Source organism: Streptomyces sp. NPDC050164 (assembly GCF_044459945.1).
Lineage (GTDB): Bacteria > Actinomycetota > Actinomycetes > Streptomycetales > Streptomycetaceae > Streptomyces > Streptomyces coeruleorubidus_A.
Window position 1 is genome coordinate 133,573 of record NZ_JBITJK010000001.1, and the last position, 22,907, is coordinate 156,479.

Consider the following 22,907-nt stretch of genomic DNA (forward strand, 5'->3'; position numbering starts at 1 on the left):
TGGGCGGCCCCTGGGGGCGTTTGGCCAGGGGGCCCCTGGGCGCCGGGCACTTGTCGGGTGAGAGACAATGGAGGCTCGGTCAGGGCGGGTTGTATGAGGGGACGCATGTCGGAGGCGGAGCGGGCGGGCACATCTCGTCAGGACACTCGTCAGGACAACAGGGAGCGTCTCCTCGCGGGGCGTTATCGGCTGGGCAAGGTGCTCGGCCGCGGGGGCATGGGCACGGTGTGGCGGGCCGAGGACGAGACCCTCGGGCGGACGGTCGCCGTCAAGGAGCTGCGGTTCCCGTCGAACATCGACGAGGAGGAGAAGCGGCGGCTGATCACGCGGACGCTGCGCGAGGCCAAGGCGATCGCGCGGATCCGCAACAACAGCGCCGTGACGGTCTTCGACGTGGTCCAGGAGGACGACCGGCCCTGGATCGTGATGGAGCTCGTCGAGGGCAAGTCGCTCGCCGAGGTCATCCGGGAGGACGGCCTGCTGGAGCCCAGGCGTGCGGCGGAGGTCGGGCTCGCGATCCTCGACGTGCTGCGGTCCGCGCACCGCGAGGGCATCCTGCACCGCGACGTGAAGCCGTCGAACGTGCTGATCGCCGAGGACGGCCGGGTCGTGCTCACGGACTTCGGGATCGCCCAGGTCGAGGGTGACCCGTCCATCACCTCGACCGGCATGCTCGTCGGCGCGCCCTCCTACATCTCCCCGGAGCGGGCGCGCGGGCACAAGCCGGGCCCGGCGGCCGACCTGTGGTCGCTCGGTGGGCTGCTGTACGCGGCGGTGGAGGGCGCGCCGCCGTACGACAAGGGATCGGCCATAGCGACCCTCACGGCCGTGATGACCGAGCCGTTGGAGGAGCCGAAGAACGCCGGCCCGCTGAAGGACGTCATCCACGGACTGCTCACCAAGGATCCCGCCAAGCGGCTCGACGACGCGGGCGCCCGGGCGATGCTGACCGCGGTCATCCACGCCCCCGAGAAGGCCGAGCCGGAGCCCCTGGACGCGACGAAGGTCGTGCCGCTGCCGGCGCAGCCGGACAAGTCCTCGCGCAAGGGGAGTTCCGCGGGTTCCGGGAGCAAGCGGGGCGAGGAAGCCGGGGAGCGGTTGCGCGGGGCGCTGCGTTCCGTGCGCAAGGGCGCTGCGGGAACGGCCGGGGCGTCGGCCGCGGCCCGGAGTACCGAGTCCGAGGGCGCTGCGGCCTCGTCCGCGCCGGAGGGCGGGAAGGCCGGGTCCGGGGACGCGGGTGCGTCCGTGTCGAAGCCGGGTTCGGCGTCGGACTCGAGGGCGGCGGCCGGGGCCGGTGAGCGGGGTGCGCAGGGGGCGAAGGCGGCCTCCGGAGGCCGGAGTTCGGGGTGGCCCGTCATGACGCCGCCGGACCTGCCGCCGCGGCCCGCACCGCCCAGGGCGCCGCTCACCGACGTCGTGCCGCGGCGGACCCTGATGATCATCGCGGTGGTCGTGGCGCTCGCCGTGATCGGCACCGTGCTCGCCATCGCGCTCCGCGGAGACGACAAGGGCTCCAAGGGGGCCTCCGGCGAGAGCGGCGGCAAGACCGTCGCCACCGCGTCGAGCGGCGCCGACACCAAGGGCGACGAGAGCGACGGCACGCGCACCGACGGCGCGGCGACACAGCCCGCGCCGTCGAAGCCCGCCTCGAACAGCACGCCCGGCGACCAGGCGAGCGGGTCGTCCGGCGGCGACAAGGGCACCGCCGCGGAGTCGACGCACCAGGGCAGTCAGGGGTACTCGATCGGACTGCCGAAGGGGTGGAAGTACCAGTCCACGGGTGCCGCGGGCGACCGGTTCACCGGGCCCGACGGGCAGAAGCTGCTCATCGCCTGGACGTCCACGCCCAAGGGCGACCCGGTGGCGGACTGGAAGAGCCAGGAGCGCTACATGCAGCGCGCGCAGTACAAGAAGATCCGAATAGAGCAGGTGGACTACCGCAGCTGGAACACGGCCGACTGGGAGTTCACCTACATGGACGGCGGCACCAAGTACCGGACCATCGACCGCGGTTTCGTCGTCGACGACCGGCAGGGCTACGCGCTGATGTACACGGCGAAGGCGGCCGACTGGGACGGTGAGCTGCGCAAGCAGACCTGGCGGACACTGACGAAGACCTTCGAACCCAAGTCCTGAGCATGAGCGGCCCCGGGTTTGGGGAGTGAGATCTGGCATCCCCACATTGCGGGTTGTCTGCGGCACGTATCGTGAATGTTTGCGGACCGTACGCAGCCGGAACGGACCGTGGGGCGAACGGATGTGACCGACCAGGCTGCCGGGGGAGGCAACGTGGACGACTATGCGGGACGGGTGCTCGCCGACCGCTACCGCCTGCCGCTGCCGCCGTCCGACGAGTACGAACTCACCGAGTCCCGGGCTTTCGACACCTACAGCGGCCAGGAAGTCCTGGTCAGGCAGGTGCCGTTGCCGGAGGTGGTCGAGGCGGAGGTCCTCGACGCGGAGGGGCTGCCCGACGGCTTCACGGCACGTGACGGCGGCGCGCGCAGGCCCGGCGCCCGTCCGGGTACCCGGCGGCCCACGGATCCGGTGGTACGGCGGGCGGTCGAGGCCGCGCAGGCCGCGGCGGCCATTCCCGACCACCCCCGACTCGACCAGGTCTTCGACGTGTTCGCCGAGGGCGGTTCGCTGTGGATCGTCAGCGAGCTGGTGTCCGCGCGTCCGCTGGCGGCGCTGCTCGCCGAGAAGCCGCTGACGCCGTACCGGGCGGCCGAGGTGGCCTCCGACGTCCTCATGGCGCTGCGCGTGCTGCACGCGCACGGCTGGGTGCACCGGAACGTCACCGCGCGCACGGTCCTCGTCTGCGACGACGGCCGGGTGATGCTGACCGGGCTGGCGGTGGGTGCGGCGGAGGAGGCGCTGTGCGGGTACGACCCCGTTCCGGCTCCGGCCTTCGACGAGCCCGGCCAGGAGACCGGCGGTTCCGGGCCGGTCGATGGCGGCGGTGGTCCGGGTGGTGCCGGCGGCCCAGGAGGCGTCGGTGGCGCGACTGATCCCGAGGCCGCGCGGCGGGCCGCCATAGAGGCTCGGGAGTCCCGCGGGCTGCCGACGGCCGGAGTCGACACGGGGAGCGGGGGTTCGGCCGTACCCGCCCGCAGGAGCGTGGAGGACAGCGAGGACCCGCGGGCGGCGCGAGCCGGGGCGATCGCGGCCTACCGGGCGGGGGCCCGGGCCGCCGCCCGGGTCCAGGAGACGCAGCAGAACGGCCGGGCGGCACTGCCCGGCGCCCGGCCCGCCCCGGACGGCGGGCCCGGGCCGCACAGCTCGCCGTACGTCCCCGGGCAGAGCACGGGGCCCGGTGCGGCCCCGCCAGGGCGGATAGCCGACCCCTACGGCATGGGCGGCGGCCCCCGCACGACCGCCTGGCACGGCGCCACACCCCGCGGTGGAACCGGCGGCGCGCCCTCGGCGCAGGGACACGAGCAGACGGCTCTCCCCCCGGCCCCGGACCCCGCTGCCCACAGCGAGCCCACCCGGTGGGACGACCTGGTCGCCCACACCCCCGCACCCCGGCGTGGCCCGGCCACGGCGCTGGCCGCCGAGCGGGCGCGGCAGGCGCGGATGGCCGTGGTGGGACCCGTGACGGAGCGCTGGGCACCGGAGCAGGCCGGACCCGTGCACGAGAACTGGCAGTTGGCCGCGCCGATCGGTCCGGCCACCGACCTGTGGGCGCTCGGCGCCCTGCTCTTCCGGGCCGTACAGGGGCATGCGCCCTACCCGGAGGAGTCGACGGCGGAGCTGGTGCAGATGGTGTGCGCCGAACCGCCCGCGTACGCCGAGGAGTGCGGGCCGCTCAGGCCGGTGGTCGAGTCGCTGCTGCGCCAGGACCCGACCGAGCGCCTCGACTTCGAGGAACTGCGCGGCTGGCTGCGCTCACTCGTGCGCTCGGCGCCCGAGCCGGAGGCCGGTGTGCACGTCGTCGCGGCCCCGCCCGTCGACGCGAGCCGGCTGCCCGTCGTACGGCGCCGGGGCGAGCTCGTACGCAGGCGGCGGGCCGGGCTGCCCGCGCACCACGGGCGGCACAAGCGGGCCAAGAAGGAGTCGCGGTCGCCGCACCGTCTCGGCCGCACGCTGCTCCTGCTCGTCCTGCTCGCGATGGCCGCGGCGGTCGCCTACGCCATGCTCTTCATGCCCAAGTCGGGGACCGACGGCGCGGAGGGCACGGACCGTACCGGTGCCGCCGGTGAGGTCAGCCAGGCGCCCGAGCCGGACGCCAGCGGCGAGCCCCGGCCCGAGCAGACGTCGCCCGAGCCGGAGAAGAGTCCGTCGACGTCGGCCGGTTCCACTCAGGCGCAGACCACCGGCCCCGAGGTCGCCGACGGCTTCACCCTGCGCAAGGACTCGGCGGGCTTCCAGGTCGCCGTCGCCGAGGGCTGGGACCGCACGGCGCGGGGCGGCAGCGGCCAGGTCGTCTACGCCAAGGGCGACTTCGAGCTCATCGTCGTGCCGGGCCGGGACAGCGCGTCGGAGTACGGCAGCGATCCGATGGCATACCAGCGGGAGGAGGAGCGCGAGTTGCAGCCGTACCGCGACTCGAGCTGGGCCACCTCCACGGGACTGAAGACGATCGAGGTGGGCGGGCGGACCATGGCCGAGGGGCAGTTCACCTGGACCGGCGACGACGGCGGCGAGCTGTATGTGCGCAACCTCGCGATGCTGGTCGACGGGCGGTACCACGTGGTCCAGGTACGCGGCCCGGAGTCCGAACGGGACGAGGTGACGCGGCTGTACGAGCAGGCGGCGGCGACGTACCGGGCGACGAAATGATCTCCTGACCCGACTGCCGTGCACTGGCGTTCACCTCGTGGTTCCCTCCTGTCCCAGTCGGCTGCAACCGTCACAGTGCGGTCACCGTGGTACCCCGCTTGTTCCCTGGGGGAGGGCGGGTCCTTACGCTGACCCTGTCAAGAACATTGCGGGGCAACGTGAATCAGATGCAGGGCCTGCTCGTCGCGGGCCGCTACCGGCTCGCCGACTCCATCGGCAGTGGCGGTATGGGCCGGGTATGGCGCGCACATGACGAGGTGCTGCACCGGTCCGTCGCCATCAAGGAGCTGACGGCTGCCCTCTACGTCTCCGAGAGCGAGCAGGCCATCCTGCTGGCGCGCACCCGGGCCGAGGCCAGGGCCGCCGCGCGGATCAATCACTCCGCGGTCGTCACGGTGCACGACGTGCTGGAGCACGACGGCCGCCCGTGGATCGTGATGGAGCTGGTCGAGGGCCGCTCCCTGGCCGACGCGGTCAAGGAGGAGGGACGCGTCGAGCCGCGCGAGGCGGCGCGCATCGGCATGTGGGTGTCGCGGGCCCTGCGTGCCGCGCACACCGCCGGCGTCCTGCACCGCGACGTCAAGCCGGGCAACGTCCTCCTCGCCCGGGACGGACGTGTCCTGCTCACCGACTTCGGAATCGCGCAGATCGAGGGCGACACGACCATCACGCGCACCGGAGAGGTCGTCGGCTCGGTCGACTACCTGGCGCCCGAGCGTGTGCGCGGCCACGACCCCGGCCCGTCCTCCGACCTGTGGGCGCTCGGCGCGACGCTCTACACGGCGGTGGAGGGCCGGTCGCCGTTCCGCCGCACCACACCCCTGACCACCATGCAGGCCGTGGTCGAGGAGGAGGCCGCCGAGCTTCAGCACGCGGGTCCGCTCACGCCCGTCATCACCGCCCTGCTGCGCAAGGATCCGGCCACCCGGCCCGGACTCGCCGCGGTCGAACAGATGCTCGCAGAGGCGGCGGAGGGACGGCGGCCGAGCGGGGCGCAGGCGTATGTGCCGACGCAGTACGGGGGGTCGTCGCCGTACCGGGACGTGCACAGCGGCACGGGCGCGTCCGGCACGAACCCGTCCGGCACGAACCCGTCCGGCACGGGTACGTCCGGCACGGGCACGGCCGGTACCGGCTCGGGATCGCACGCCCGGACTCCGCTCCCGCCGCTGGCCGGGACGCCATTGGCCGGGACGCCGACGGCCGGTGCCGCCCAGGCCGGGACTCCCGCAGCCGGGGCCTTTGCCACCGGGCGTGGGACGACCGGTCCCACCACGGTCGGCCCGATGACGACGGGTCCGCAACCGACCGGTTCGGGCCGACGCCGCCGGCTTCGGACCCTCGCCCTCGTGGTCGCGCTCGCGGCCATCATCGGCGGAGGCACCGCGGTGGTGCTCCAGCAGTGGAACGAGAGCCGGCAGACGCCGGGCGCCTCCGGCTCGGTCGGTCCCACGGCAGTGGAGCAGCCCGGGGGTTCGGTTCCCGCAGGCTGGACCCGCCGCGACGACCCCGCGGGTTTCAGCCTCTACCTGCCCAAGGGCTGGAAGCGCAAGACCTTCGGCCCGCAGGGCGAGCTCAAGCAGATCGACTACACGCCCGACGGCGGCCGGCACTTCGTCCGGATCGCCGTCGACACCTCCCCGGACTTCGCCGACCCCTACGCCCACCAGCTCGACCTGGAGCAGCAGTTGCAGGATCTGGTCGACTACAAGCGGCTGAAGCTGGAGCGCAACGTCTACCGTGACCGGGGCGGCGCGCTGTGGGAGTACACCTGGACCGCGCAGGCGAAGGACACCAAGTTCCCCGGTCCGCGCAGGGCCATCGAGGAGACGTACGTCGCCCGCGACGGCACCGAGTACGCGCTCTACATGTCGGCGCCCGCGCAGGACTGGGCGAAGGCGCGCAAGCAGTTCACGTCGCTGTTGCAGGGCTGGCAGGAGAAGACACCCTGACGTGGCAGGCCCCTGACACAGGGCCATGTGTTTCGGCCACCCGCAGGCCGCTGCCCCGGAGCCCGTCCCTCCGGTGGGGCATGATTGCCGCATGGGGACCGAGGGGCACAACATGCGTGTCATCGCGGGCCGTTACCGGCTCGAGGCGAGGCTCGGACGCGGTGGCATGGGCGTGGTCTGGCGGGCGACCGACCAGCTGCTCGGCCGGGGCGTGGCCGTCAAGGAACTCCCCTTCGACGAGTCGCTCTCCGCGGCCGAAGCGCGCCGGCAGCGGGACCGTACGCTGCGCGAGGCGCGGGCCGTCGCCCAGCTGAGCCACCCGCACATCATCGTCGTCCACGACGTGGTCGAGGACGACGAACGCCCTTACATCGTCATGGAGTTGATCGAGGGCGGCTCGCTCGCCGACCGGCTCGCAACCCTTGGTCCGGTCGACGCCGACGAGGCCGCGCGGATCGGCATCGCCCTGCTCGGCGCGCTGCGCGCCGCGCACGCGGCCGGGGTGCTGCACCGCGACCTCAAGCCCGACAACGTACTGCTGGAGGCCGGTACCGACCGGGTCGTCCTCACCGACTTCGGCATCGCGCAGGTCGCGGGCGCCCCCACGCTCACCGAGAACGGTTCCTTCGTCGGCTCGCCCGAGTACACCGCGCCCGAGCGGATGTCCGGAGTCAGGACCGGCCCCGAGTCCGACCTGTGGTCGCTGGGCGCGCTGCTGTGCGCGGCCCTCAGCGGAGAGTCGCCGTTCCACCGCGACTCGCTGGGCGGCGTCCTGCACGCGGTCGTCGTTGGCGACATATGCCCGCCCGCGCAGGCCGGGCCGCTCCTGCCCGTCGTACAGGGACTGCTGGAACGCGATCCGGACCGGCGGCTGGACGCGGACCGGGCGGAGCGGATGCTGCGGGCGTTCCGCGAGACGGGCAGGACGCCGCAGGCGCCGCCGCCCGGGTACACGCCGCCGGTGCGGGATGCCTCACACGGCCGGCCGCAGGGCGACGCCGACCGGCAACCGCCGGTGCCGCCGTTGGCCATGCCCGGACCGGATCAGGAGCACGAGCAGTTGATCCGGCAGCCCACGCGCCGGGTGCTCGTGGCCGCGCTGCTGGTCGCCGCGATGGCCGGGGCGGGTGTGTCGGCGGCGGCGCTGCTCATGGACGAGGGCGGCGGGGACGGCGGGCGTACGCCGAAGAGTTCGGCGCCGAGGACGCCTTCGGCCGGCCCGTCCTCCACCGGCACGCGCGCTCCGAGCACTCCCGCAGCCACCAGCGCCACCACCGCCGCCACCTCGCCCTCGCCCTGACACGGCGTGCGGCCGATGAGCCCCGTACCGGCATGAAGAGGAGATAAGCCCCGAACCGCGTCACGGGTCTGTGACCGGGACGCGTCCGTGCTGGATGCGCAAGCGCTTGGCGCGATATGGATGAACCCATGAGCAACAACGGGGGAGCCCGATCCGGGGCCGACGAGCCAACGAGTTTCGCTCTGCAACCACCCAACCCGCCGCAACAGCCGGTGCCGGTACCGGGCAACCCGTACGCGACGCCTACCCAGGTCGTGCCGCCCCAGTCGGCGGCGGCGGTCCAGGAGCCCGGTGCCGGGCGGCTCATCGCAGGGCGTTACCGGCTGATCGCCAAGCTCGGGCACGGCGGCATGGGAACGGTGTGGCGCGCCAAGGACGAGACGGTGGACCGGGAGGTCGCCGTCAAGGAGCCCCGCGTCCCGGAGCATCTTCCCGAACGCGAACGTGTCAACGCCTTCGAGCGAATGCGCCGCGAGGCACGTGCCGCGGCCCGGCTCGACCACCCGGCGGTGGTCGGCGTCCACGACGTCGCGGTCGTGGAGGGACAGCCGTGGATCGTGATGGAGCTCGTGCGGGGGCGTTCGCTGGGCGACGCCCTCCAGGAGGGCACCCTGTCCGCGCGCGAGGCGGCCCGGATCGGCCTGGAGATGCTCGGGGCGCTGGAGGCCGCGCACGCGGCGGGCATCCTGCACCGGGACGTGAAACCGGACAACGTGCTGCTGGGCCGGTACGACCGGGTCGTCCTCACCGACTTCGGCATCGCGCAGATCGAGGGCGAGACCAATCTGACCGACACCGGCGGCTTCGTCGGCTCGCCCGAGTACATCGCGCCCGAGCGGGTGCTGGGCCAGCGCCCGGGTCCGGCCAGCGACCTGTGGTCCCTGGGCGTGGTGCTGTACGCGGCGACGGAGGGCGTCTCGCCGTTCCGCCGCAGCAACACCCCCGCCACACTCCAGTCCGTCCTCAACGCCACGCCCGCGCCGCCCGCCTCCGCCCAGGGCCCGCTCGCCGAGGCCATCACGGGCCTGCTGCACAAGGATCCGGCCCGCCGCCCGAACGCCGCCCGGGTGCGGGCCCTGCTGGAGGCCGCCGCGAGCCCTCAGGCCGTCCAGCCCACGCGGATCGTCCAGGTCGCGGGCGGTGCGGGCCGAAGACTCCGGCTCGGCCGCAAGGCGTGGACAGGGCTTGGTGCGGCGGTCGTCGCGGCGGCGGTGACGGCGTACCTGGTGCTCGCGAACCCGTTCGCCGGGCCGCTGCCCGAGGGGTGGAAGACCCGCCAGGAGAAGGGCCTCGCCGCATCGCTGGCCGTCCCAGGCGACTACCAGCGGACCGTGCCCGACCGGGAGTCGGACCAGGGGCACCTGGTCACGTACACCGACTGGAGCGGCAGCATCTGGATCGGGCTGACCCTCGACAAGAAGGCGGAGGACACCGGCAACACCATCGCCGGTTCCGCGGCCGCCGAGATGTACGACGACGACAGTGGGTTCAAGGACAGCGGCAGCTACCGCCTGGACATGCCGGAGAACCCGAAGACGGACCCCAAGGTGACCACCTACAGGGGCAAGAAGGCCGCCGAGAACACCGTCACCTACGACACGGACGACAGCGACGACCCCCGTCCCCGCGAGCTCAGGATCTTCTACTACAAGGCCTCCGGCGGCGACATGTACAAGCTCACCGTCAGCTACCCGGGCAAGGGCGACTTCACGGAGCGCGGTCGTGAGGTGGCCGACACGGCGATCACGAACCTGGACATCGACGGGACGTGAACCGGTGTGCGGCCACTGCCTCGCGTCGACAAGCGGCCGCCCCGCGGGGTACTGATGGGGCATGAGCAACGACGGGGGCGGTACGGTCGCCCAGGGCCGGTCGGTCGGTGGGCGGTACCGGCTGATCGAGCGCATCGGCTCCGGCGGAATGGGCACCGTCTGGCGAGCCTACGACGAGCTCGTGCAGCGTGAAGTCGCCGTCAAGCAGCCCCGGTTGCCGGGCGACCCGGAGGACGAGAGCCACCGGCGTGCGGCCCACCGGCTCTACCGCGAGGCCCGCGCCGCCGCCCGCGTCGACCACCCCGCCGCCGTCACCATCCACGACGTGGTCGTCGAGCCGGAGCAGCAGCCGGACACGCGCGACGGGCGGATCGATCGCCACCGGCCGGTCGGACGCGACGGGCTGAACGCGGTCGACGCGGCGCTCGACGGGCTCCCCTGGATCGTCATGGAGTTGGTCCAGGGCGAGTCCCTGCACGAGGTGCTCCGGCGCGGCCCGGTCGACGCGCGTGAAGCCGCCCGGATCGGCGTCGCCGTCCTCGGTGCCCTGCGCGCCGCGCACTCCGTCGGCATCGTGCACCGGGACGTGAAACCGGCCAATGTGCTGCTCGGCCCGCACCAGCGCGTCGTCCTCACCGACTTCGGCATCGCGCATGTGCAGGGCGAGGAGTCGCTCACGGCCGACGGCGAGTTCGTCGGCTCGCTGGAGTTCGTCGCCCCCGAGCGGATGTCCGGCCGCATCGCCGGGCCCGCCTGCGACCTGTGGTCCCTGGGCGTCCTGCTGTACGCCGCCGTAGAGGGGGCGTCCCCGTTCCGCCGGACCACGCCTCAGGCCACGCTCGCCGCGATCCTCGCCGCCGAGCCGCCCGAACCGAAGCAGGCCGGCCCCCTCGGGCCGCTGATCGCGCGACTGCTGGTGCAGGACCCCGAACAGCGGCCGGACGCCGAGGAGGTCGCGAAGGCGCTGGAGGCGGCGGCCGGGCAGTGGCCGGCGGCGGAGGAGATACCGCAGGAGACCCAGGAAGCCGCGGGCATACGGGAGACCGCGGAAGAGGACGCCGGCACGCTCCGGCTCGCAGACGCCACGGCCGCACCGGCGGAGGGCCCCCGCCCCGGACCCGTGACGCTGAACTCACCGCCGGAGCGTCCCCGCCCCCGACCCGTGACGCGGAACGACCCCGTCCCACCGAAGCGCCACAGCCTTCTCCGCCCCGGCTCCCTCGCCCTGATGAGCGCGCTGCTCGTCGGCGGCATAGGCGCCGCCACCCACCTCGGCGGCGCCGACGACAAGGACCCCAACAGCGGCGACACCACCGAAGAGGCCTCCCGCGCAACCCCGGCCCCCAGCACCCCCGCCCCGAGCCCCGACGACTCCTGGACCCCCCACCGCGAGCAGGACATGGCGGCCGTACTCCGCCTCCCGAGCGACTACCGCGAACTCGACAAGGTCGGCAGCGCGACCGACCAGCCCCGCATGGCGCTCTACGGCAGCGAGCGGGGCGGCTCGATCCAGGTCCGCCTCCTCCTCTGGGACAAGGCGCCGGGCTCCCCGATGGACCAGGCCAGGAAGGCGCAGGTCGTCTGGGGCGGCGACGAAGAGGACGCGCACACGCAGTACACCCGCACCAGCGTCCAGGGCTACGAGGCCGCCCTCGCCGACACCACCTACAACCTGGACGAGGACCCCAGGCGGGTCATGCAGGTGATGATCCGCACCGACGACGACCGCATGTACGAACTGCGCGTCGACATGCCCAAGGGCACGCCCGAGGAGAAGGAGGGCACCTCGGTGTTCAAGGGCGCCCGGGACCGGCTCGGGATCGTAAAAGGCTGAATCACACCAACCGGTCATCCCTCAACGCCCTGATCAGGGCGTTCGTTGCCAGCAGCCACTGGCGTCGTGTGTGCACTCGGTGAAGCCGTATTACCGACGGGTACCCAAAGGCTCCGCCGGGGCATACCCTGCGCCACATGACGGACGCGCACGCCCCGGAGAAGACCGGCACGAATCCCCTCGCCCCCGCCCCGGAGGGCGCCCGCACCGCCGCCGACGTGGTCACCCCCGAGCTGGTCGCCCAGCTCACCAAGGGCGTGGCCGGTTCCGGCCGGACCGCCAACCACACGCCGTTCAACGGTGAGAAGCTGGCCGACCTCCCCGAGTCGACGCCCGAGGACGTGGCGAAGGCCTTCGAACTGGCCCGCGCCGCCCAGGCCGTGTGGGCGCAGACCCCGGTACGGCAGCGCGCCGCCGTCCTACTGCGCTTCCACGACCTGGCGCTGGAGCGCCAGGCCGAGGTGCTCGACCTGATCCAGCTGGAGACCGGCAAGGCCCGGCTGCACGCCCACGAGGAGGTCCAGGCCGTCGCGGTCGCCGCCCGGCACTACGGCCGCAAGGCCTCCGCCTACCTCCGCCCGAAGCGGCACGCCGGCGCCATGCCGACCCTCACCAAGGTCACCGAACTGCGCCACCCGCGCGGCGTCGTCGGCCAGATAGCCCCCTGGAACTACCCCCTGGAACTGTCGGTCGGCGACGCGCTGCCGGCCTTCGTCGCCGGCAACGCGGTCGTCATGAAGCCGGACACGGAGACCTGCCTCACCGCCCTGTGGGCCCGTGACCTGCTCATCGAGGCCGGCCTGCCCGCCGACGTCTTCCAGGTCGTCCTCGGCGACGGCCCGGTCGTCGGTCCGGAGGTCGTCCGGCACGCCGACTACGTCTCCTTCACCGGTTCCACCCGCACCGGCCGCGAGGTCGCCCAGGGCGCCGCCGCCCGGCTGGTCGGCGTCTCCCTCGAACTCGGCGGCAAGAACGCCATGCTGGTGCTGGAGGACGCCGACATCGAGAAGGCCGCGGCCGGCGCCGTCCGCGCCTGCTTCTCCTCGGCCGGTCAGTTGTGCATCTCCATCGAGCGGCTGTACGTCCACGAGTCGATCGCGGACGCCTTCCTGGAGCGCTTCGCCGCCCGCACGAAGGCCATGCGCCTCGGCACGTCCCTGGCGTACGGCGCCGACATGGGTTCCCTGGTCGGCGAACGCCAGCTGGAGACCGTCACGCGGCACGTGGAGGAGGCGGTCGCCAAGGGCGCGAAGGTCGTCGCGGGCGGCGTGGCCCGGCCGGACATCGGCCCGTACTTCTTCGAGCCCACGATCCTCGACGGGGTCGGCACGGACATGTCCGTCTGCGCGGAGGAGACGTTCGGCCCGGTCGTGTCGGTCTACCGCTTCAAGAGCGAGGACGAGGTGATCGAGCGCGCCAACGCCACGGCGTACGGCCTGAACTCCTCGGTGTGGACGAGGAACGGCCGACGCGGCCAGGAGGTCGCGGCCCGCCTGCGTACCGGCACGGTCAACATCAACGAGGGCTACGCCCCCGCCTACGGCAGCGTCCAGTCGCCGATGGGCGGCATGAAGGACTCCGGCCTCGGCCGCCGCCACGGCTCCGAGGGGATCCTCAAGTACACCGAGGCCCAGACGGTCGCCCACCAGCGCGTGCTCCCGATGGCCCCCGCCCTGGGCATGGACGACGAGAAGTACGCCCAGTTCATGACCAGGAGTCTCCGCCTGATGAAGGCGTTCCGGTTCCGGTGACTCAGCGAGGAGAACACGTGCCTCAGGACGCTTACGACTACGACGTCATCGTGGTCGGCTCCGGCTTCGGCGGCTCGGTGACCGCCCTGCGCCTCACGGAAAAGGGCTACAAGGTCGGCGTCCTGGAGGCCGGCCGCCGCTTCACCCGCGAGTCCCTCCCGAAGAACTCCTGGGACCTCAAGAACTACCTCTGGGCGCCGAAACTCGGCATGTACGGCATCCAGCGCATCCACCTCCTGGGCAACGTCATGGTCCTGGCGGGAGCGGGCGTGGGCGGAGGCTCCCTCAACTACGCCAACACCCTCTACGTCCCGCCCAAGCCGTTCTTCGAGGACCCGCAGTGGCGGGACATCACCAACTGGCAGGAGGAGCTGAAGCCGTACTACGACCAGGCCCGGCGCATGCTCGGCGTCCGGCTGAACCCGACCATGACCCCGTCCGACGTGCACCTGAAGGCCGCCGCGGAGCGCATGGGCTGCGGCGACTCCTTCCATCTCGCACCGGTCGGCGTCTTCTTCGGCGACGGCGAGGACGCCGACGGCACGGTGAAGGCGAAGCCGGGCCAGGAGGTGCCCGACCCGTACTTCGGCGGGGCGGGACCGGCCCGCAGGGCCTGCGCGGAGTGCGGCGAGTGCATGACCGGCTGCCGCCACGGCGCGAAGAACACCCTCAACGAGAACTACCTGTACCTCGCCGAGAAGGCCGGCGCGGTCGTGCACCCCCTGACGACGGTCGTCTCGGTCACCGACGACTCGCGCGGCGGGTACGCGGTCGCCACCCTGCCCACCGACGACCGCCGCAAGGCCAAGGGCCGGACCTACAGGGCCCGCCAGGTCGTCCTCGCCGCCGGCACGTACGGCACCCAGACGCTGCTGCACCGCATGAAGGCCGGCGGCCAGCTGCCGTACCTGTCGGACAAGCTGGGTGGACTGACCCGCACCAACTCCGAGGCCCTGGTCGGCGCCCAGACCGACGACCGGCGCTACCGCAAGGCGCACGGCGCGCCGAAGGCCGACTTCACGCGGGGCGTGGCCATCACGTCCTCGATCCACCCGGACGAGAACACCCACATCGAGCCGGTCCGCTACGGCAAGGGCTCCAACTCGATGGGCAGCCTGTCGATCCTCCAGGTCCCGTACACCGGGAACAACTCGGGCACCTCGCGGGTCCTGGGATTCCTCGCCCACGCGGCGAAGCACCCTTTGCTGGTGCTGCGCTCCCTGTCCAACCGCCGCTGGTCGGAGCGCACCATCATCGGCCTGGTGATGCAGTCGCTGGACAACTCCCTGACGACGTACCTGAAACCGTCGGGCGTCGGCCGCGGCCTGCTCACCGCCCGCCAGGGCCACGGCGCGCCCAACCCGAAGCAGATCAAGGCGGCCACGGAGAGCGCGTCGGCACTCGCCGCCGAGATCAACGGCTTCGCGGGCTCGAACGTCGGCGAACTGATGGGCACCCCGCTCACCGCCCACTTCCTGGGCGGCTGCCCGATCGGCGCCTCCCGCGAGACCGGCGTGATCGACCCGTACCACCGCCTCTACGGCCACTCCGGCATCTCGGTGGTCGACGGCGCCGCGGTCTCCGCCAACCTGGGCGTCAACCCGTCGCTGACCATCACCGCCCAGGCCGAGCGGGCGATGTCGTTCTGGCCCAACAAGGGGGAGCCCGACCCGCGGCCGAAGCAGGGCGCGGCCTACGAGCGTCTCCAGCCGGTCGAGCCGAAGTCCCCGGCGGTCCCGGCGGACGCGTTCGGCGCGCTGCGGCTGCCGTTCCTGGGCATGCCGGCCATGCCGCCGAAGAACTGACCGGCAGCGGACAGCAGAAGAGGGACCTGCGCCCCCCTCCGAGCGCAGGTCCCTCCTCTGCTTGGCATCGCCCCTCGCGGGGCGCTACGTCTTACGCCTGCGCACCGGCCTTGCGGCGGCGCACCACGAAGATCGCACCGGCACCGGCGACGACCGCGGCACCGCCGACGAGGCTGATCATCGGCAGGGCGGAGCTGGAGCCGGTCTCGGCGAGGCTGCCGGTGACCTCCGGCGTGTTGCCGCTCGGCTTCTCGTCGGTGACGGGCGCCTTGCCGCCTTCCTGCGGCTTGGTGCCATCGGTGTCCGTACCGGCCGAGACGATCTGGAACTTGTACGACACGTCACCGAAGCCGACGCACTCGTCGTCGTTGTCGCTGTAGATCGTCGCGCCGAGCGAGAAGCCGGCGCCGACCGGGGCGGACTTGCTGACGTTGAGGCGCAGCGGGATGTTGACCTGGTAGTCGGGCTTCAGCTCGTCGGTGTAGCCGACGTAACCGACCGCGTAGCCGCCCGCGTTGAGGTCGAACCAGATCTTGTCCTGGGGGTCCCAGGCCTGGAGCTGGACCTGCTTGCTGGAGAACAGCTCCTCGCCGTTCTTGTCGGGGGAGGCCCCGGCGAAGAAGTCGAGGTCGTTCAGCGTGGAGTCGGAGTTGTTCAGCACGTTCAGCGAGAACTTGTGCCAGCCGCTGCCCGCGGCGATCTTGCCGGGCAGGCCGCTGATGCTGACGTCGACCTTGGTGTCCTCGCACACCGCGTCGGGGTCCGGGGACTCGGACTCCTCGGGCTCGGAGGTGGACGGCGCCGGGGAGGACGGGCTCGCGGACGTGCTCGGCGAGGGCGACGTCGACGTCTGCGGAGCGGACTCGCTCGTGGAGGCGCTCGGAGTCGGAGTCGGCGTCGGCTCGGCGGGCGTGGACTCGGGAGCCGACGGCGACGTCGACGTCTCGGGGGTGGACTCGCTCACGGACGTGCTCGGCGTGGGCGTCGGTTCGTCGGTCGCGTACGCGGCCGGCGCCGCGAGCAGCGCGACCGGGGCTAGGACCGCCGTGGCGGCCGCTGCTGCCATGGCGCGGCGAAGCTTCATGAAGACCTCGGAGAGTCCGGGCGTACCGCGAGGTGCGGCACGAACGTTGGGGGAGGCCTCCGCGTGTGGGGCGCGGGAGTGGCCCTTGGTTCGGCAGGTTTGATCCATGAAGCCTGTGAATGGTTGTGTTGACATTCACAGAATTCTTATGTGGGCTGAGTCACATCCAAGACCTTCTTGTGAAGGCGCTTCCCATCCGCTTAGATCTGGACTTTGTGTCTGAAAAGCCGTCCGACGATCAGCCGTCGGCCTCGGAGATCCCCGACGACGTCTGGGAGCAGTTCACCCGCGACAGCGAGCGGGACATCCACACCTCCGCCCCGAAGGAACCCTCCGCGCGGGCGCGCATGGTGACCGAGCGGCTGCGGCAGCAGGAGGCCCGGGGCGAGGTGCCTGCGGGGTGGCGAACGGGCCCCGTCCGGCAGGAGATGAACGGCCGGGCGGCGCGCCGCGGCAAGCTGTGGGCCGTTCTCGGCGTGCCCGTCGCCGTCGCCGTGGCCTTGGTGGCGCTGAAACCGTCGCTGCTGCCCGGCGACCCCTTCGGCACGGACGAGACGCGGGCCGAGGCCTCACCGCTGCCCGTCGAGACAGCGGCCCCCACCGCCGCGCCCGGGGCGTCGGACCCCGAAATCCCCACTCTGGACGAGCCGTTCGCCGGCTCTCCGGCGCTGCGCTGGGCCGACGGCGAGGCCGGCATCGTGCTCCCCGAAGCCAAGGCCGTCGGTTCGGTTTCCAAGGACCGCGTGGAACAGGCGCTGAAGCTGACGAAGAAGCTGCTGGTGGGCGCCAACCTCGACCCGAAGACAGTGCGCGGCGCCCGCCCCGAGGCCGCGCTCTCCGTGCTCGACCCCAAGCAGCCGAAACTCCTCGACGAGCTCGACACCGCCCTGCGTTCCCCGAGCAGGACGCACGACCCCGTGACGCTGTTCAGCCGTTTCCACCCCGACGAGGTGCGTCCGGTCGGGGACGTGATCAAGACGCGTGGGCACATGACGTTCAAGAAGGGATCACACGGGGGCGTGGCCGTGCGCGCCGACTACACCTTCGTCTACCCCGTCGTGCGGGCCGACGGTCCCACCGAGGTCACCCGCACCATCGTGCGCCGGGTGCTCGACGTCGAACTCGCCGACCCCGCGCGGTACGAGGTCACCCAGGGCCGGCTGCTGCTCATGGAGTACGACCAGGAGATCGGCAATTCCTCCTGCGACGTCCACGACGGCTACCTGCACCCGGAGTTCTCCTCGAGCGAGCCCACGGGCGCGGCGCCGAGCGGCCCGACGACCGATCCCTACGACCGGAGCAAGGACATCGACCGCGACGTGGACGTGTGCGGATCGGTGTCGCGCACCTGATACGGCCCTGGGGGGCACCCCCTGGGGACCGGTGCCGACACAGAGCGAAGGGCCCCGCGGAGTGGAGCCGCGGGGCCCTTCTTCTCGTCAGCACCGACGTCAGGGCGGCGCCGGTGCCTGGAAGCGGCGCCGGGGGGTTGCGCCGCTGGTCTCGACCGGACCCGACCGAGCCATTGGTCTCGACCTCTGGCAGTCGGGTCATGCGGGTGTCCGCGAGGGGGACTTGGGCTGTGTACGCATCGTGCTGGATGAACGCGGCGCCCGCAACCGTTTGACCCAGCCTCGTGCATTTTTGCAAGATCCGCCGGTCGGCCCCGGGCGTCCCCGGAGCCGACCGTTCTCTTGGGTGACCGGGCTGCTGTCCCCTGCCGTCCGGTCACTTCCCTGGAGCGAGGTCCCACGACGCACGGCACGATCCGTACGTCTCATCGCTCCAGCGAGCCACGCGTGGTTCTCTCGGGCCCGCGCCTGGCTGGCACGGGCACCGGGACCAACGAAGCGGCGCGCGGGACGGTCACGCGCCGTACGGGTGAGAAGGGGGCGCACGTCTGTACCGGGAACGGGGATTCAGATCCTGCCGCGGCACAGCTCCAGCAGGGTCATCGCGAGGGCCGTGCCCGGCTTGCCCAGCGCCTGACGGTAGCGGCCGAGGACCTCCATCTCGCGGGAGAGGTTCACGCGCCGGCCGCCGGAGGAGATCCGGGCCTCCTGGATGACGGCGGAGACGGCCGCCCGTTCCTGGATCAGGCCGATGATCCGGTCGTCCAGCGCGTCGATGCGCTCACGCGCGCCGGTGATCACGCCGGCGGCCTCGGGAGTACGGGCACCGGTCACGTCGGTGGCGTTCATGGGGGCTCCTTGTCGTCGAGGGGTGCCCCGGAGCGGCAAGGCCCGGACGACGACAGGCGCCCCGGACCTTGTCGGCCCGGGGCGCCTGGGAAGTCGCTTGTCAGTTGCTCAAGCAGCACGACCATGGCAGCCGGCGGGCCGGATGCCATAGGTAAAGACGTACGTCTGGTGCTGGAGCATGGGGCAAGTATGCCCCGCTCCCCGGGGGTGTCCAACACGGTTCGCATCCTGAGACGGCCCCGGTCCCCGGCGCCCGGACGGTGCCCGGCGGCACCCCGGTAGAATCAGGTGGCACAAGACCCCCGCCCCACCGCCGGAAGGCACCCTGTGTCATCAGCGACTCCCGCTGCCAGCGCCACCGACACCGTCCTGGTCGTCGACTTCGGCGCGCAGTACGCCCAGCTCATCGCCCGTCGTGTCCGCGAGGCGCGGGTCTTCAGCGAGATCGTGCCGAGCACCATGCCGGTCGCCGAGATGCTCGCCAGGAACCCCGCGGCGATCATCCTCTCCGGCGGCCCCTCGTCGGTGTACGAGGAGGGCGCCCCGAGCCTGGACCGCGAGATCTTCGAGGCCGGCGTCCCCGTCTTCGGCATGTGCTACGGCTTCCAGCTGATGGCGCGGACCCTCGGCGGCACCGTCGACAACACCGGAGCCCGCGAGTACGGCCGCACCGACCTGCACGTCTCCAAGTCGTCCTCCACCCTCTTCGAGGGCACCCCCGCCGAGCAGGCCGTCTGGATGTCGCACGGCGACGCCTGCTCCGCCGCCCCCGAGGGCTTCTCCGTCACGGCCTCCACGGACGTCGTGCCGGTCGCCGCGTTCGAGAACGACGAGAAGAAGCTGTACGGCGTCCAGTACCACCCCGAGGTGATGCACTCCACGCACGGGCAGCAGGTGCTGGAGCACTTCCTGTACCGGGGCGCGGGCCTGACCCCGTCCTGGACCACGGGCAGCGTGATCGAGGAGCAGGTCGCCGCGATCCGTGAGCAGGTCGGCGACAGGCGCGCCATCTGCGGGCTGTCCGGCGGTGTGGACTCCGCCGTCGCCGCCGCCCTCGTGCAGAAGGCCATCGGCTCCCAGCTGACCTGCGTGTACGTCGACCACGGCCTGATGCGCAAGGGCGAGACCGAGCAGGTCGAGAAGGACTTCGTCGCCGCGACCGGCGTGCAGCTGAAGGTCGTGGACGCCGAGGAGCGGTTCCTCAAGGCACTCGCCGGGGTCTCCGACCCCGAGGAGAAGCGGAAGATCATCGGCCGCGAGTTCATCCGCGTCTTCGAGCAGGCCCAGGCCGAGATCATCGCCGACGAGGGCCCGGCGGTGGAGTTCCTCGTCCAGGGCACCCTCTACCCGGACGTGGTGGAGTCCGGCGGCGGCACCGGCACCGCCAACATCAAGTCCCACCACAACGTGGGCGGCCTGCCCGAGGACCTCGAGTTCAAGCTGATCGAGCCGCTGCGCAAGCTCTTCAAGGACGAGGTCCGCATGGTCGGCCAGGAGCTCGGCCTGCCGGACGAGATCGTCCAGCGCCAGCCGTTCCCCGGCCCCGGCCTCGGCATCCGTATCGTCGGCGAGGCCACCAAGGAGCGCCTGGACCTGCTGCGCGAGGCCGACGCCATCGCCCGCGAGGAGCTCACGGCGGCCGGCCTCGACCGGGACATCTGGCAGTGCCCGGTGGTCCTGCTCGCGGACGTCCGCAGCGTCGGCGTCCAGGGCGACGGCCGTACGTACGGCCACCCGATCGTCCTGCGGCCCGTCTCCTCCGAGGACGCGATGACCGCCGACTGGTCGCGCCTGCCGTACGACGTCCTCGCGAGGATCTCGACCCGGATCACCAACGAGGTGCGTGACGTCAACCGCGTCGTCCTCGACGTGACCTCGAAGCCGCCGGGGACCATCGAGTGGGAGTGACCCCTACGTGCGCTTGATCGTGCGCAGGGGCTCGCCGGGCTTCCATACCTGGACGACGAGGTATTTGTCGTCCTCGACGTAGGTCCGTACGACCTGAGTGAGCTCGGTGCGAAAGAGGTGGAACGGCTCCGGCGGTTCCACCTCTTCGACGTATCCGGCCTTCGTCTCCACGTCGTCGACCTCGATCGCCCGGCCGCTGATCCGGACGTCGCCGCCGCCCATGCCGGTGCCCTCCCCGGGGTTCGCCTGGAGCGTGAAGCGCGGGTCGCGGCGCAGGTCGAGCGCCTTGAGTGAGTCGGGCATCATGCCTAGCCACAGTTCGCCGTTCAGGAACCGCACCTCCAGGCCGCTGGTGCGGGGCGAGCCGTCCTTCCGGAGGGTGGCGAGGATGTGATGGGTGTAGGCGCCGAAGCGCTTCTCGACGGTGCCGGCCAGATCCGGTTCGGCGGTGGCGAAAGCCTCCCAGTTCGCTGTCATACGTCAGAGTCTGGCGCCGAAACCCGACATCCTCTGTCGGCTATTCGTGGGATCGGGGAGACCGGGGGCGAAAGGGGTGCGCACGGGTGCGCATGGGTGCTCACGGGGCGTTCGCCGGGGCACTCGTCTCATCTTCACGAAACGGTTCTGTTCTTCCCCGCCCGACCGGCGGTAGCTTCCGCCCCGTACGTAGAACCAGCGCTGGAGGACCTATGCACGGGCCCACCCCGCCCCTGCCCCTGCCCACCGACCGGCTGCGGTTCGCGATGCCGCCGATGCACGAGTCGGTCGAGGACGAGCGCCGGCACCGCAAGGAACGGCTCGCCGGCGCCCTGCGGATCTTCGGGCGGCTCGGCTACGAGGACGGCGTCTCCGGGCACATCACCGCCCGCGACCCCGAGTACAGCGACTGCTTCTGGGTCAACCCGTTCGGGATGCCCTTCCGGCACGTCACCGTGAGCGACCTGGTCCTCGCCAACCAGGACGGTCAGGTCGTCGACGGCGCCTACCACGTCAACCAGGCCGCCTTCACCGTGCACGCCCAGGTCCACGCCGCCCGCCCCGACGTGGTCGCCGTCGCGCACTGCCACTCGGTGCACGGCCGGGCGCTCGCGGCCCTCGGCGAGCTGCTGGAGCCGATCACCCAGGAGAGCTGCGCCTTCTACGAGGACCACGTCCTCTACGACGCCTACACCGGCGTCGCCGTCGACGCCGAGGAGGGGCGGCGCATCGCGGCCACGCTCGGCTCCCGCAAGGCGCTCGTGCTGCGCAACCACGGGCTGCTGACCGTCGGCGACTCGGTGGACGCGGCCGCCTGGTGGTTCGTGTCGATGGAACGGTCCTGCCAGGTGCAGCTGACGGCGCAGGCGGCCGGGCGGCCGGTCCGCATCGACCACCGGATGGCGGTGGCGACGCGGGAGCAGTTGGGGGGCGACCTGGTGGCGTGGATCAACTACCAGCCGATGTGGCAGGAGGTCAGCCGGAGTGAGCCGGATCTGCTGAGCTGAGCGGCCGGCCCGTCAGAAGCCGCGGAGCACTGCTGCCTTCGTCATGGCGAACTCCTCGTCGGTGAGCACACCGTCCCGGTGCAGCTCGCCCAACTCGCGCAGGCGGCGCAGCAGTACGTCGTGGTGGTCGGCCGCTAGCGGTACGGCGGGTGCCGGGCGGGGGCCGTGCGCGTCGGCCTCGTGGCTGTCGGCCGCGGCGCGGGTGGACGGGTGCGGCAGCCGGGCGGTGACCGCCGTCGCGACGAGCGCGGTCAGCAGGTCGCGGCGGGCGCTGCCCCACAGATCGAGGGCGTACGGGTCCTTCTCCGGCGGCAGTTTCGAGAACACCGTCTCGCGGGTGACGAAACGCAGGAAGCCGTCCTCGTGGCCGGAGTTCGGCAGCCACTCGACCTGGACCAGGTCACCCAGGTTGATGACGCGCGGGCCGGTGGCGCGTTTGACCCGCTCGGAGGTGTCGGCCCAGTCGATCCGTACCCGGGTGCCGTCGAAGGAGACCGTCCCGTCGGACGAGCGCACCGATACCGGAACCGGCGGGCCGGGCAGCAGGTAGGCCTTCGCCGGCTCCTTCGGGATCTGGTCGAGAAGCAGCGCGCGGCGGATCTCCTCGGCGACGTACTCGGCGACCCCCGTCCGGTCGGCGTCCACCGCCAGCCGGTACGGATCGGCCGCGTCCGGCAGCCGCCCGCCGGTCGCCTGGAGCAGCGGATCTGCGCCCTCCCGCAACCGCAACCGGAGCCGTCCGCGCTTGCGTTCGGGTTCGAGGACGACACCCGAGACCGCCTCCAGCGGCACGGCGATCTCTCCGTACGTCTGCCGGAACAGCGGCACGGAGCGGTGCAGACCGGGCGTGATCCGGATCGTGCTGCCGTCGAAGGCCCAGGTCCCGTCACGCTGGATGATCTCGGCCATAAGGGAATTCTCGCAGCCAGGTCAACAGTGCGCGCCAAAATTCACCCGTGCTGACCGGACCGGGCGGACGCGGACCGGGTGGTGAAGGGATAATCCGCTGTCGTCGCACGGGAGTTGTACAG

15 protein-coding genes are annotated in these 22,907 nt (G+C 72.1%); 11 read left to right on the forward strand and 4 right to left on the reverse strand.

All coding sequences use genetic code 11. The features are described 5' to 3' along the window. Positions 1-105: 105 nt before the first annotated feature. The 8 genes from ACIBNA_RS00730 to ACIBNA_RS00765 all read left to right on the forward strand — a co-directional run bounded on the left by ACIBNA_RS00730 (position 106) and on the right by ACIBNA_RS00765 (position 15,199). The gene (locus ACIBNA_RS00730) at positions 106-2,136 is read left to right on the forward strand and encodes a serine/threonine-protein kinase (protein WP_399163117.1); all 2,031 of its coding nucleotides are present in this window, start codon (positions 106-108) and stop codon (positions 2,134-2,136) included. Positions 2,137-2,289: 153 nt separating this feature from the next. Next, positions 2,290-4,785, forward strand: a complete 2,496-nt coding sequence (locus ACIBNA_RS00735; RefSeq protein ID WP_399163118.1) for a protein kinase — start codon at positions 2,290-2,292, stop codon at positions 4,783-4,785. A gap of 167 nt (positions 4,786-4,952) precedes the next feature. Further along, a complete protein-coding gene (locus tag ACIBNA_RS00740) occupies positions 4,953-6,737 on the forward strand; it encodes a serine/threonine-protein kinase (protein ID WP_399163478.1) in 1,785 nt (594 codons plus the stop codon). Positions 6,738-6,828: 91 nt separating this feature from the next. Next, positions 6,829-8,037 (forward strand): serine/threonine-protein kinase, encoded by a 1,209-nt coding sequence (locus ACIBNA_RS00745; RefSeq protein ID WP_399163119.1) that lies wholly within the window; start codon positions 6,829-6,831, stop codon positions 8,035-8,037. Positions 8,038-8,165: 128 nt separating this feature from the next. Then, the gene (locus ACIBNA_RS00750; RefSeq protein ID WP_399163120.1) at positions 8,166-9,809 is read left to right on the forward strand and encodes a serine/threonine-protein kinase; all 1,644 of its coding nucleotides are present in this window, start codon (positions 8,166-8,168) and stop codon (positions 9,807-9,809) included. A 61-nt stretch (positions 9,810-9,870) separates the two neighbouring features. After that, a complete protein-coding gene (locus ACIBNA_RS00755) occupies positions 9,871-11,643 on the forward strand; it encodes a serine/threonine-protein kinase (RefSeq protein WP_399163121.1) in 1,773 nt (590 codons plus the stop codon). 137 nt (positions 11,644-11,780) lie between these two features. Continuing rightward, on the forward strand, positions 11,781-13,394 hold the full coding sequence (locus ACIBNA_RS00760; RefSeq protein ID WP_399163122.1) for a succinic semialdehyde dehydrogenase: 1,614 nt from the start codon (positions 11,781-11,783) through the stop codon (positions 13,392-13,394). A 17-nt stretch (positions 13,395-13,411) separates the two neighbouring features. After that, positions 13,412-15,199, forward strand: coding sequence for a GMC family oxidoreductase N-terminal domain-containing protein (locus ACIBNA_RS00765; RefSeq protein WP_399163123.1), 1,788 nt, complete (start codon positions 13,412-13,414; stop codon positions 15,197-15,199). A gap of 91 nt (positions 15,200-15,290) precedes the next feature. Here ACIBNA_RS00765 and ACIBNA_RS00770 read toward each other — a convergent pair whose 3' ends face one another. Next, positions 15,291-16,265, reverse strand: coding sequence for an LAETG motif-containing sortase-dependent surface protein (locus ACIBNA_RS00770; protein WP_399163124.1), 975 nt, complete (start codon positions 16,263-16,265; stop codon positions 15,291-15,293). A gap of 233 nt (positions 16,266-16,498) precedes the next feature. On the opposite strand from ACIBNA_RS00770, the gene ACIBNA_RS00775 reads away from it, so the two are divergent. Then, positions 16,499-17,635, forward strand: a complete 1,137-nt coding sequence (locus ACIBNA_RS00775; protein WP_399163125.1) for a hypothetical protein — start codon at positions 16,499-16,501, stop codon at positions 17,633-17,635. 567 nt (positions 17,636-18,202) lie between these two features. On the opposite strand, the gene ACIBNA_RS00780 is transcribed toward ACIBNA_RS00775, so the two are convergent. Next, entirely contained in the window at positions 18,203-18,523 is a 321-nt protein-coding gene (locus tag ACIBNA_RS00780) for a chorismate mutase (RefSeq protein WP_399163126.1), read from the reverse strand. 288 nt (positions 18,524-18,811) lie between these two features. Here ACIBNA_RS00780 and guaA point away from each other — a divergent pair, with 288 nt between their 5' ends. After that, positions 18,812-20,392, forward strand: a complete 1,581-nt coding sequence (guaA, locus tag ACIBNA_RS00785; RefSeq protein WP_399163127.1) for a glutamine-hydrolyzing GMP synthase — start codon at positions 18,812-18,814, stop codon at positions 20,390-20,392. 3 nt (positions 20,393-20,395) lie between these two features. On the opposite strand, the gene ACIBNA_RS00790 is transcribed toward guaA, so the two are convergent. After that, a complete protein-coding gene (locus tag ACIBNA_RS00790) occupies positions 20,396-20,869 on the reverse strand; it encodes a pyridoxamine 5'-phosphate oxidase family protein (protein WP_399163128.1) in 474 nt (157 codons plus the stop codon). A 212-nt stretch (positions 20,870-21,081) separates the two neighbouring features. On the opposite strand from ACIBNA_RS00790, the gene ACIBNA_RS00795 reads away from it, so the two are divergent. Further along, positions 21,082-21,876 carry a class II aldolase/adducin family protein gene (locus tag ACIBNA_RS00795; RefSeq protein ID WP_399163129.1) on the forward strand — a complete coding sequence of 265 codons (795 nt, stop codon included), beginning with the start codon at positions 21,082-21,084 and terminating at the stop codon, positions 21,874-21,876. Positions 21,877-21,888: 12 nt separating this feature from the next. Here ACIBNA_RS00795 and ACIBNA_RS00800 read toward each other — a convergent pair whose 3' ends face one another. Beyond that, positions 21,889-22,785: a DUF4429 domain-containing protein gene (locus tag ACIBNA_RS00800; protein ID WP_399163130.1), complete on the reverse strand. Its 897-nt coding sequence runs from the start codon at positions 22,783-22,785 to the stop codon at positions 21,889-21,891. Between the last annotated feature and the right edge of the window lie 122 nt (positions 22,786-22,907).

Coding starts and splice junctions, on each gene's coding strand:
- ACIBNA_RS00730 (WP_399163117.1), top strand. CDS start 106: ATGTCGGAGGCGGAGCGGGCGGGCACATCTCGTCAGGACACTCGTCAG.
- ACIBNA_RS00740 (WP_399163478.1), top strand. CDS start 4,953: ATGCAGGGCCTGCTCGTCGCGGGCCGCTACCGGCTCGCCGACTCCATC.
- ACIBNA_RS00745 (WP_399163119.1), top strand. CDS start 6,829: ATGGGGACCGAGGGGCACAACATGCGTGTCATCGCGGGCCGTTACCGG.
- ACIBNA_RS00750 (WP_399163120.1), top strand. CDS start 8,166: ATGAGCAACAACGGGGGAGCCCGATCCGGGGCCGACGAGCCAACGAGT.
- ACIBNA_RS00755 (WP_399163121.1), top strand. CDS start 9,871: ATGAGCAACGACGGGGGCGGTACGGTCGCCCAGGGCCGGTCGGTCGGT.
- ACIBNA_RS00760 (WP_399163122.1), top strand. CDS start 11,781: ATGACGGACGCGCACGCCCCGGAGAAGACCGGCACGAATCCCCTCGCC.
- ACIBNA_RS00770 (WP_399163124.1), bottom strand. CDS start 16,265: ATGGCAGCAGCGGCCGCCACGGCGGTCCTAGCCCCGGTCGCGCTGCTC.
- ACIBNA_RS00790 (WP_399163128.1), bottom strand. CDS start 20,869: ATGACAGCGAACTGGGAGGCTTTCGCCACCGCCGAACCGGATCTGGCC.
- ACIBNA_RS00795 (WP_399163129.1), top strand. CDS start 21,082: ATGCACGGGCCCACCCCGCCCCTGCCCCTGCCCACCGACCGGCTGCGG.
- ACIBNA_RS00800 (WP_399163130.1), bottom strand. CDS start 22,785: ATGGCCGAGATCATCCAGCGTGACGGGACCTGGGCCTTCGACGGCAGC.